The sequence below is a fragment of the Rubritalea sp. genome, assembly GCF_039830215.1.
Classification (GTDB): Bacteria; Verrucomicrobiota; Verrucomicrobiia; order Verrucomicrobiales; family Akkermansiaceae; genus Rubritalea.
In genome coordinates this window covers 1-8,156 of sequence record NZ_JBDOPO010000292.1, presented here as the reverse complement: position 1 = coordinate 8,156, position 8,156 = coordinate 1, and the positions used below count along the sequence as shown (strand labels likewise).

The window sequence follows — 8,156 nt, the reverse complement described above, 5'->3', positions numbered from 1 at the left end:
GCTCAACACAAAGGGCTTTGGCGAAAACAACCATTGCGCCCCCTCTCGGAGCCCCGAGTTGGGTAAAGCCGCTTTGATATCTGACTGTGTTAGGCTCATGTTTATTTGACCGCGAATGTTTTTTTTTACCACCAATCGTACTAATGGATTGGGTTGTGTAGGGGGGGGAACTACGGAAAACGCAGAATTTATAGAAAGTGTAAAAAAAGAATCCGCGTATAACACTACTCTGGTTCTTCTGTAGTTTCCGTGCCTCCTGTGGTTAAAATTTAGATATCCAAGAAATTTTGGAGCATGTCCTTGCCGTGTTCGGTAAGGATCGACTCTGGGTGGAACTGCACGCCGTGGATTTCCATTTCCTTGTGGCGCAAGCCCATGATCACTCCATTTTCTGTCTCAGCTGTGATCTCCAAGCAATCGGGAAGCGTCTCACGCTTGACGATTAGCGAATGGTAGCGCGTCGCAGTGAAAGGGCTAGGTAGCCCCTTGAAAACACTCTTTCCATGATGGAGGACAGGAGAAGTTTTTCCGTGCATCAATTGCTCAGCTCGGATCACCTCACCACCAAAAACTTGACCAATGGATTGGTGTCCAAGGCACACCCCGAAGATAGGAATTTTGCCAGCGAAGTGCTTGATGACTTCACAGCTAATTCCCGCTTCATTAGGGGTACAAGGACCGGGCGAAATACAGATATGCGTCGGCGCGAGCGCCTCGATGTCTGCGATGCTGAACTTGTCATTACGCACCACCTTCATTTCCTGACCAAGCTCGCCAAAATACTGGACGAGATTGTAGGTAAAGGAGTCGTAGTTATCGATTACTAAAAGCATGGTTCGTTCGGTTATTCGCTCTTGATAGTTTTTGCGAGTTCTACTGCACGCAGCATGCCCATCGCCTTGTTGCGAGTTTCTTCAAACTCGTAGGTTGGATTGCTATCAGCAACCACGCCAGCACCAGCCTGCACGTAGACTTTTTCGTCTTTGACTAAGCAAGTCCGCAGCGTGATGCAGCCGTCATGACTCCCGTCCCAGCCGAAGTAACCAACCGCCCCCGAGTAGCTGCAACGCTTGCTCTTCTCAAGGCTATTGATGATCTGCATTGCGCGGATCTTTGGCGCTCCACTCACCGTGCCAGCCGGGAATGTGGAGCGTAGAACATCGTAGGCACTGTGCCCATCTGCTAGGTCGCCGTGCACGTTAGACACAATGTGCATCACGTGACTATAGCGCTCAACAATCATGAAATCATCAACGGTAACACTGGCGTGCTTAGCTATGCGTCCAACATCATTTCTTGCTAGATCAACTAACATCAAATGCTCAGAGCACTCTTTCGCGTCAGCAAGAAGATCAGCAGCGAGCGCGTCGTCCTCCTCATCAGTCTTCCCTCTCCAGCGCGTGCCAGCGATCGGTCGGATATCGATGCGTCCTTTGACCGAGCGCACATGCACTTCCGGTGAACTCCCCACCAACGAAAACCCGTCGAGCTGGAGAATAAACATGTATGGAGATGGATTCACATGGCGCAGTGCCCTGTAGAGATTCACTGGGGAACCAGAGTAGTCAGCCTCGAAGCGCTGGCTCGGCACAACCTGAAACGCATCACCGGCAGCGATGTATTCCTTAGCCTTTAGCACCATTGCCTCGTACTCGTCTTGCGTCGTATTGCTCCTCGCTTCTGGCTTAGCATATTCCACCAAGCCATTGAGTGGAGCCACATGAACTGATTCGTCGAGCTTCTGAATCAATGCCTGAATCTTCGCCACAGCATCTGCGTAGGCTGCCTCTGGAGATTCAAAAGCATCGAGCAAAGCGTTCGAGACAACCAACAAACGGCGAAGTTTGTGATCAAAAATAAGCATACTGTCCGCCAGCATGAACACCGCATCAGGAAGGCCTAAATCATCCTCGGGCACCTCCGTGATTGTTGGCTCAAATTGCTGCACGGCATCGTAACCTAAGTAACCGACCATGCCACCGTAGAACGGAGGAGCATCGCCGTGGGTCACGGGCTTGTAGGGAGCCATGAGTTTTTCGAGCTCAGCGAGCACGTCCTGCTCAGCTGTGAAAAATTGAGTATCGTTACCCACTTGCCACTCTATCTCTTTTCCATACGCTTTAAAGACGGCGCGGGGCTCACTACCTACGAAAGAATAGCGACCACCAGCGTCAGTACTCTCAGCACTCTCCAACAAGAATGCTCCATTTTCACCGGCGATCTTAAGATACGCGGAGACTGGAGTTTCGAAGTCGGCAGCGAGCTGAGCATACACAGGAACGACATTTCCGCGCTTTGAAAGCGTACGAAACTCGTCGAGACCAGGTTTTACAGGCAGTTGGTTCACGCCGCAAACAATGCGTCTCCAACCAAAACTTGCAAGTGAGAATTAAGCTCACACAAGGATTTCCTATGGGATATCCACCGGCATTCTGCATTTTTTAACCTTTTTCGTAACCAAGTGCTGCACCAGAGCTAAGTCCCCATAGAAAGAGATCGCGTTACTCGGACAGATTCTCCTTAAAGACTCCAATTCGTAATTTAATGAAACAATACACATTCCTCACATTGCCCACTGCTCTCATGCTCAGTTCATCGGGGCTTCAGGCACAGGCAGCCGACATCAATCCATCACTAAGCATTGCTGCCTCAAAGGTAGACCTTGCTGGCAGCCACATTGAACTCAATCGCGTTGATGGTGACATCGAACTCATCACTAGTTACCTAGAAAAATTCATTGAAGTCGCCCAGGAAACCGGCGAACCGGTGCCTTAAAATTTCAACGTGAAAGACGTCATCGCGCTTTCAGGACTAGGCGACATCAAAAGCCTAGCCAAGAGCAGCACCTTCAAAAAGGACATTTGGCTCAACCAAGCGTACATTGAAACTGGAGGTAGCAACAAAGGCTTCTTTTTTCTGCTTGGCGGAAAAGTCAGCAAATTCAAGGCTCCAACGATGTCCCCTAAAGGGACTGATCTAGCATTTCAACTCACTCTCGATCTGAGTAAGTCGCCTGAACTCATTCGTTCACTTGCGGCAACAATGGGTGAATCCGAGCAAGCGGACAGCGAGCTCAAAAAAGACATCGAGCCCCTTGGTATCACTATTGAAGACGCGCTTAAAAAATCCAATGCCACGCTCACCCCGGCCATTGATTTCGATCAAAACTCAAAACTCGACCTAGGTGAAATAAGCATGGGTCGCCCAGCAATTGTCGGTAGAATCGACGGACTCAATTGGATTTGGGACAAATTAGGTGACAAAATCATTGAGAGCAATGGCCTGCCAATGACACGCACAGAAGATGCAGGAGTGGTTACCTACAAACTCCTAACAACATTCAAGGACATGATACAAGGATACCTTCCATTCATCGTGGTCGACAACAACAAGGATTAACTATGGATTGCAAGCTCCGAGGAGTTTCTCAACAGCACCAGCAAATCAGGAAGCCCACTCATCGACGATCCAGCATTCCTAGCCACGTGGAAAGATATGCCAAGCAAAGAAAACTCCATGGCTTACGTTTCCCAAAAAATTGTCAGTGAGCTCAAAGACATCTACGCCACTGCTGTTAAAGAAGACTGGATTGACGATGAAGACTTCAAAGCAGCCCAACCACTCATCGATACCTTGGTCACGAGTTTGACTAATTCCTCCAATAGCTTTGCCTTCAGCCTCGCCAATGAGGATCTAGGTCTCCAGTTCGCCCACAATACACCCCTGCCAACTAAACACGGAGAACTGCTTCAGTCACTAGTAAGCATGGAAGACTATGATAATGAACCCTGTGGTGTATGCGAAGATGAGGAGGAATTCGACTCAGCCAGCCTCAGCACGCAACTCGAACATCGCGAACAATATCAACTCTTTTTGGGATGAGTCCAAACGCCTTCTCAGTCAAGACCAAGTATCTGCCCTATGGCTCAAATACCAAGAAAACCTAGGCATCTCAGAAATAGCCCACACTCTCGATAAATCTGAGGCAAATGTCAAAATCTTTCTCTTCCGCGCTCGCAAGGCACTCGCTAAATCAAACCTTCTAGTTGACCAACATCTCACCTCCCAGCAAGCCAACCACCAATCTATAAAGCCATGGAAAATCAATGCGACCAACACATGCTCCAGATTTCGGATTGCCTCGACCAAGATTGATCCTTCCCAACTGATCCCCAGAGCCACATCCAGCAATGCTCTGGATGCTCAGAGAGTCTAGCGAGCTACCAGCAAGATGCCGGATGTGATGCTCAGCTCACACATCCCATCCTCACTGAAATCAACTTTAAAACGAAGAGCCACACTCGAAAGCCGATGTGGATCTTACATGGCACTGTGGCTTCTTTCATCTTTAGCATCACTATCTGGAACTCCCAATCGTCAAGTAACCTGAAGACCTCTTCCTCCCGCAAGGTTGCAGAAGTAAATGACTCTATCGACTTCTCTCTCAAGCTTCCTAGTTTTGATGGAAGCAGGCTCCACAAAGGCATTAACGACCTCACCGTCGCCAGCTCAGGAAAGGTCAACAAAACGAGCAAGCGCATCACACGCGTGACGCAAAAACTCCACTTTTTGACCACTCAATTTTCAGAGTTGATCCCCGTAACATCAGAGCCTAGTGCTCCACAAGGCGCCCTACCTCATAAGCCCTCACAAGCAAGTTAGAACTTTCTGATGAGCTCTCATAGAAAGCCTCTAAAATACGCTTTTCTAAACTAAGGGCTATGAGATCCACAAATTTTCATCAACACTAGAGCACATAAGCCATGCGACCTCTACTCATAGCTCCCGCTCTTTTACTACTTAGCATACTCAGTCATGCCGAGGCCCCATCACCCGCAGCCTCGAGTAGCACGACTGTAGCCCCGGCCGACGAAGCAAAAATGCCGGCCGCTCCATTTCTCAAAACCCTAGAGAAATATATTCAGAGTGCGTACGATGGCGCTGGAATGACTGTAGATATTGAGGGAGTCACTACAGTATTAGGACTCAAAGATCTCGACACTATCCAACACAGCACCCGACAAGTCGAAGATACATGGCTAAGCAAGATCTCCATTGATCGGAAAAAGCTGGGAATTTTCGCCCTATCAGCCCCCCCTAGCAACACACCATTTGCAGCCCCCGAGTCAACCGACATCGCTATTCAAGCGGCGCTCGACCTCAGCCAACTTCCAGCATTACTTAGGGAACTACATAAAGAAATTGGGACACCTGCGGCAGCTGAGGCATTTTTAACTCAACGCATCGCGGGCATTGAGATGGAAACATTTCTCCAATCCTCGCGTCCAACCATCCACATCTGTGTCGATTTCGATGACAACGAAACCCTCTTTCTCGGCAAAGAAAGCATTGGCAGACCTCACATCGCTCTTCGAGTCGATGGCTCACACAAAATACTCGAAGCTATCCTCAACCACTTCATCTCCACCCGCAATGCGTTATTCAAAAGGCAGGTCACGGCTACGGGTAAACTCTACACACTGCCAGCCTACTTCTCCGATGCCATTGCTGGCTACCAACCGATCATTTCATTTGATGAGATCAAAAACACCACCACTATCGCGAGTAGCATCTCTATGTTCGAGCGGATAGAAGACTCAGGCAACAACCTAACAACTGACTCAGCATTCACCAAAACATGGGCTGGGTTCCCTGAGGAAAGTTCTGCAAAAGCCTACATTTCTAAACGTGCACTTAGCGGACTGCACCACTTCTATACATTGGCACTCAAGGAAAAATGGACCAACAACCGACAATTCTTAAAGAAGAAGTATCTCATCACCGGAGCGATGATGCAACTCCATTCCTCGCAATCCGGTCTTGCATTCAGTATTGCATCCGATGAAAACTCGGACACCATCACGCTCAAGAGCCCCTTCCCTAGCACCATGCTGTTGTGGATTCCCAGGCAATAATTTAGCCATGATTAAGGACACTATTTTCACCGCCATCGATTTCGAATCAGCGGGCACAGCGCCAGGAAAGACCGATGCGCCAGTTCAAATTGGCACATGCACGTGGTGCTCTGACACAGGCGTCAGCGATACCTGGATTTCCTATATCCACAACGTACAAGACATCACTTGGTCTGCTCAAAAAGTCCACGGCATCACTCATGAAGACCTGCGTGACGCCCCTAAACTCATGTTGCTTTGGCCCCAAATAAAGCGTCGCCTCAAACAGCGCGCGGTGGTCGCTCACGGTCATGGCACAGAAAAACGTTTCCTTCACGCATTCCCTGGCCACGGATTTGGTCCATGGATCGATACCCTACAGCTCTCCAGAGCCGCATGGCCAGAGTTACCAAGCCACTCGCTTGGCGACCTTTGTAAAGCACTCGGACTCGAAAGCAAAGTGACTGAGATTGTCCCAGAAAAAACCTGGCATGACGCGCTCTACGACGCAGTGGCATCGATCATTCTCTTGGAGAAAATCATCGTAGACTTCGATCTAACAAACGAGCCAATCAGTCATTTAGAGAACCCAGATACTCGCATCTGGCATAAACTCCGCGGCTAATAAAAATAGCTTTGGAATCCCATTCCCGTTCCCATTACGTTCCCCCTTTATGAATAAACTCTTTCGCCACATCATAGCGCTCTCCCTGTGCCTATGTACTCAGTTATCCGCTGAGAATTTCGACACTCTCTTTGCTAAACAAACTGGCCTCTTTTTAGACAGCCTCGATGCGGCACAAAATAAGCAATGCTTATTATCGAATGACGACCCACTGCGTTGGAAAATGCAGTACAATGGAGGCAAACGAGCGGGCATTCAGATCAAGGATCTCAGCGAGAAACAACGAGCGTTATTCGGATCCACCATAAAGCTCGTCCTCTCTAACGAAGGTTGGGAAATGGCTAATAAAGTAGCGAAACAAGATGGTGACGCAGGGCTCGGCAAGTACTTTATTGCTTGCTTTGATGACCCTAGAAAAAAAGAAGACTTCGCATTCCTACTCGCTGAGCATCACCTCACCATAGTCAACTTCTCGGTGGCAGAAGGTGAACTCAACGAATTTGGCCCCATCCTTTTAGGCGCCAATCCTCCAGAGCTATGGAAAAAGGACTAAGACGCATTGCTCAAACTCTGGCAAACCATCAATGACCCATCCGTCTTGATAAAAAACAAGAAAGCGGTCGCTAGCCGCCCCATGGCTAAAGGTCAAAGCTCTGAATTCGCCAAACTCAATCCACTGGCTCAGGCCCAACTAGCCAACACATGGAACCAACGACTCAGCATATTCACTCCAGCCGTCCGTCAAAAAATTGAGACTCTTCATCTCAGCCGTGGCGGCCTCAAAAAGTCACGTATCGCATTTTATAACGAGCCCCCAACCAAGCGTTGTATCGACGGTGGAAAGTGGGACTTCAAATGCGGACTTCCCGGCATGGTTTGGGACTACCAAGCAAGCAGCGGCCACATCCACATGAGTCTCTGGATAAAACCTAACTAGATCGCCATCTTTGAGCGTTATAAATAATTAGCTCACTGTAGTTTGCCTACGTGTCTCAAACTTTATACCAAGCTCTAATCAAATTTAGAAACACCCTCCCCCTTCTACTCCTATTCTTTTTTTGCGCACTACCAGCAGAATCATTGGGTGCTGTGATTGACGGGCAATGGAACGGCAAGCCGTGGTCTCAAGAGAAAATGGCTGCAGGCCTAAAAACTAACGGTTCGGATGCCTTAGCTGAATGTGCCTATTGCTCAAAGCATGGTAAAAATCATTGCAAGTACGACATCCAAAAAATTTACGAACGTTCCAAACTAGCTGGCGAAAAAGGTAGTACCCTAGGAAAAACGGTTCACGCATCTTGCCTCTACGATCAGCGAAAGATACCTGAAAATAGAGCCCTCGCAATCACACTACTTAAAGAAGCATCTAAGGAGCACCCTCTCGGAATAATAGGACTAGCGATAGAGAACTACCAACAGGACTTCTTTAAGGATAAGTGCATGAAGGCGTACCACAATATACTCCCACTCAAAGAGCAAGACGTGATATTTGTGTACACTATAGAATCTGCGTTCAAAGGCTATAGCGCCCTTCCAATCTTTGACTCAAAGAAGCGATCAAACTTAGAATCCAGGCACTGAATAAATTCGGCTCACCACAAATTGCCCACCAAATTTTAAGGAATCCAAAAGAGGCT

General features: G+C 48.4%; 12 protein-coding genes. 10 read left to right on the top strand and 2 right to left on the bottom strand.

What is annotated here, in order from left to right; all coding sequences use genetic code 11:
- Positions 1-269: 269 nt before the first annotated feature.
- Both pabA and trpE read right to left on the bottom strand, forming a co-directional pair.
- Positions 270-833: an aminodeoxychorismate/anthranilate synthase component II gene (gene pabA, locus ABGY95_RS09730; protein WP_347441486.1), complete on the bottom strand. Its 564-nt coding sequence runs from the start codon at positions 831-833 to the stop codon at positions 270-272.
- Positions 834-844: 11 nt separating this feature from the next.
- Positions 845-2,347 (bottom strand): anthranilate synthase component I, encoded by a 1,503-nt coding sequence (gene trpE / locus ABGY95_RS09725; RefSeq protein ID WP_347441485.1) that lies wholly within the window; start codon positions 2,345-2,347, stop codon positions 845-847.
- Positions 2,348-2,544: 197 nt separating this feature from the next.
- Between trpE and ABGY95_RS09720 the strand changes: the two genes are divergently transcribed.
- The 10 genes from ABGY95_RS09720 (at position 2,545) to ABGY95_RS09675 (ending at position 8,100) form a co-directional block, all read left to right on the top strand.
- Positions 2,545-2,775 (top strand): hypothetical protein, encoded by a 231-nt coding sequence (locus tag ABGY95_RS09720; RefSeq protein WP_347441484.1) that lies wholly within the window; start codon positions 2,545-2,547, stop codon positions 2,773-2,775.
- A 9-nt stretch (positions 2,776-2,784) separates the two neighbouring features.
- Entirely contained in the window at positions 2,785-3,399 is a 615-nt protein-coding gene (locus tag ABGY95_RS09715) for a hypothetical protein (RefSeq protein ID WP_347441483.1), read from the top strand.
- Between the two features lie 96 nt (positions 3,400-3,495).
- On the top strand, positions 3,496-3,882 hold the full coding sequence (locus ABGY95_RS09710; RefSeq protein ID WP_347441482.1) for a hypothetical protein: 387 nt from the start codon (positions 3,496-3,498) through the stop codon (positions 3,880-3,882).
- Entirely contained in the window at positions 3,806-4,216 is a 411-nt protein-coding gene (locus ABGY95_RS09705; protein WP_347441481.1) for a sigma-70 region 4 domain-containing protein, read from the top strand. Before ABGY95_RS09710 ends, ABGY95_RS09705 begins: the two co-directional genes overlap by 77 nt.
- Before the next feature lie 116 nt (positions 4,217-4,332).
- Complete coding sequence (locus ABGY95_RS09700; protein WP_347441480.1) at positions 4,333-4,662, top strand: hypothetical protein; 330 nt, start codon at positions 4,333-4,335, stop codon at positions 4,660-4,662.
- Positions 4,663-4,763: 101 nt separating this feature from the next.
- Positions 4,764-5,915: a hypothetical protein gene (locus tag ABGY95_RS09695; protein WP_347441479.1), complete on the top strand. Its 1,152-nt coding sequence runs from the start codon at positions 4,764-4,766 to the stop codon at positions 5,913-5,915.
- Between the two features lie 7 nt (positions 5,916-5,922).
- Positions 5,923-6,519: a 3'-5' exonuclease gene (locus tag ABGY95_RS09690; RefSeq protein ID WP_347441478.1), complete on the top strand. Its 597-nt coding sequence runs from the start codon at positions 5,923-5,925 to the stop codon at positions 6,517-6,519.
- 49 nt (positions 6,520-6,568) lie between these two features.
- Entirely contained in the window at positions 6,569-7,072 is a 504-nt protein-coding gene (locus tag ABGY95_RS09685; RefSeq protein WP_347441477.1) for a DUF3500 domain-containing protein, read from the top strand.
- An 81-nt stretch (positions 7,073-7,153) separates the two neighbouring features.
- On the top strand, positions 7,154-7,456 hold the full coding sequence (locus ABGY95_RS09680; RefSeq protein ID WP_347441476.1) for a hypothetical protein: 303 nt from the start codon (positions 7,154-7,156) through the stop codon (positions 7,454-7,456).
- A 50-nt stretch (positions 7,457-7,506) separates the two neighbouring features.
- A complete protein-coding gene (locus ABGY95_RS09675; RefSeq protein WP_347441475.1) occupies positions 7,507-8,100 on the top strand; it encodes a hypothetical protein in 594 nt (197 codons plus the stop codon).
- Positions 8,101-8,156 lie beyond the last annotated feature (56 nt).

What these genes read in the sequence shown, in the direction of transcription:
- pabA (WP_347441486.1), bottom strand. Translation starts at nt 833, where the DNA reads ATGCTTTTAGTAATCGATAACTACGACTCCTTTACCTACAATCTCGTC.
- ABGY95_RS09720 (WP_347441484.1), top strand. Translation starts at nt 2,545, where the DNA reads ATGAAACAATACACATTCCTCACATTGCCCACTGCTCTCATGCTCAGT.
- ABGY95_RS09710 (WP_347441482.1), top strand. Translation starts at nt 3,496, where the DNA reads ATGCCAAGCAAAGAAAACTCCATGGCTTACGTTTCCCAAAAAATTGTC.
- ABGY95_RS09705 (WP_347441481.1), top strand. Translation starts at nt 3,806, where the DNA reads ATGAGGAGGAATTCGACTCAGCCAGCCTCAGCACGCAACTCGAACATC.
- ABGY95_RS09695 (WP_347441479.1), top strand. Translation starts at nt 4,764, where the DNA reads ATGCGACCTCTACTCATAGCTCCCGCTCTTTTACTACTTAGCATACTC.
- ABGY95_RS09690 (WP_347441478.1), top strand. Translation starts at nt 5,923, where the DNA reads ATGATTAAGGACACTATTTTCACCGCCATCGATTTCGAATCAGCGGGC.
- ABGY95_RS09685 (WP_347441477.1), top strand. Translation starts at nt 6,569, where the DNA reads ATGAATAAACTCTTTCGCCACATCATAGCGCTCTCCCTGTGCCTATGT.
- ABGY95_RS09680 (WP_347441476.1), top strand. Translation starts at nt 7,154, where the DNA reads ATGGCTAAAGGTCAAAGCTCTGAATTCGCCAAACTCAATCCACTGGCT.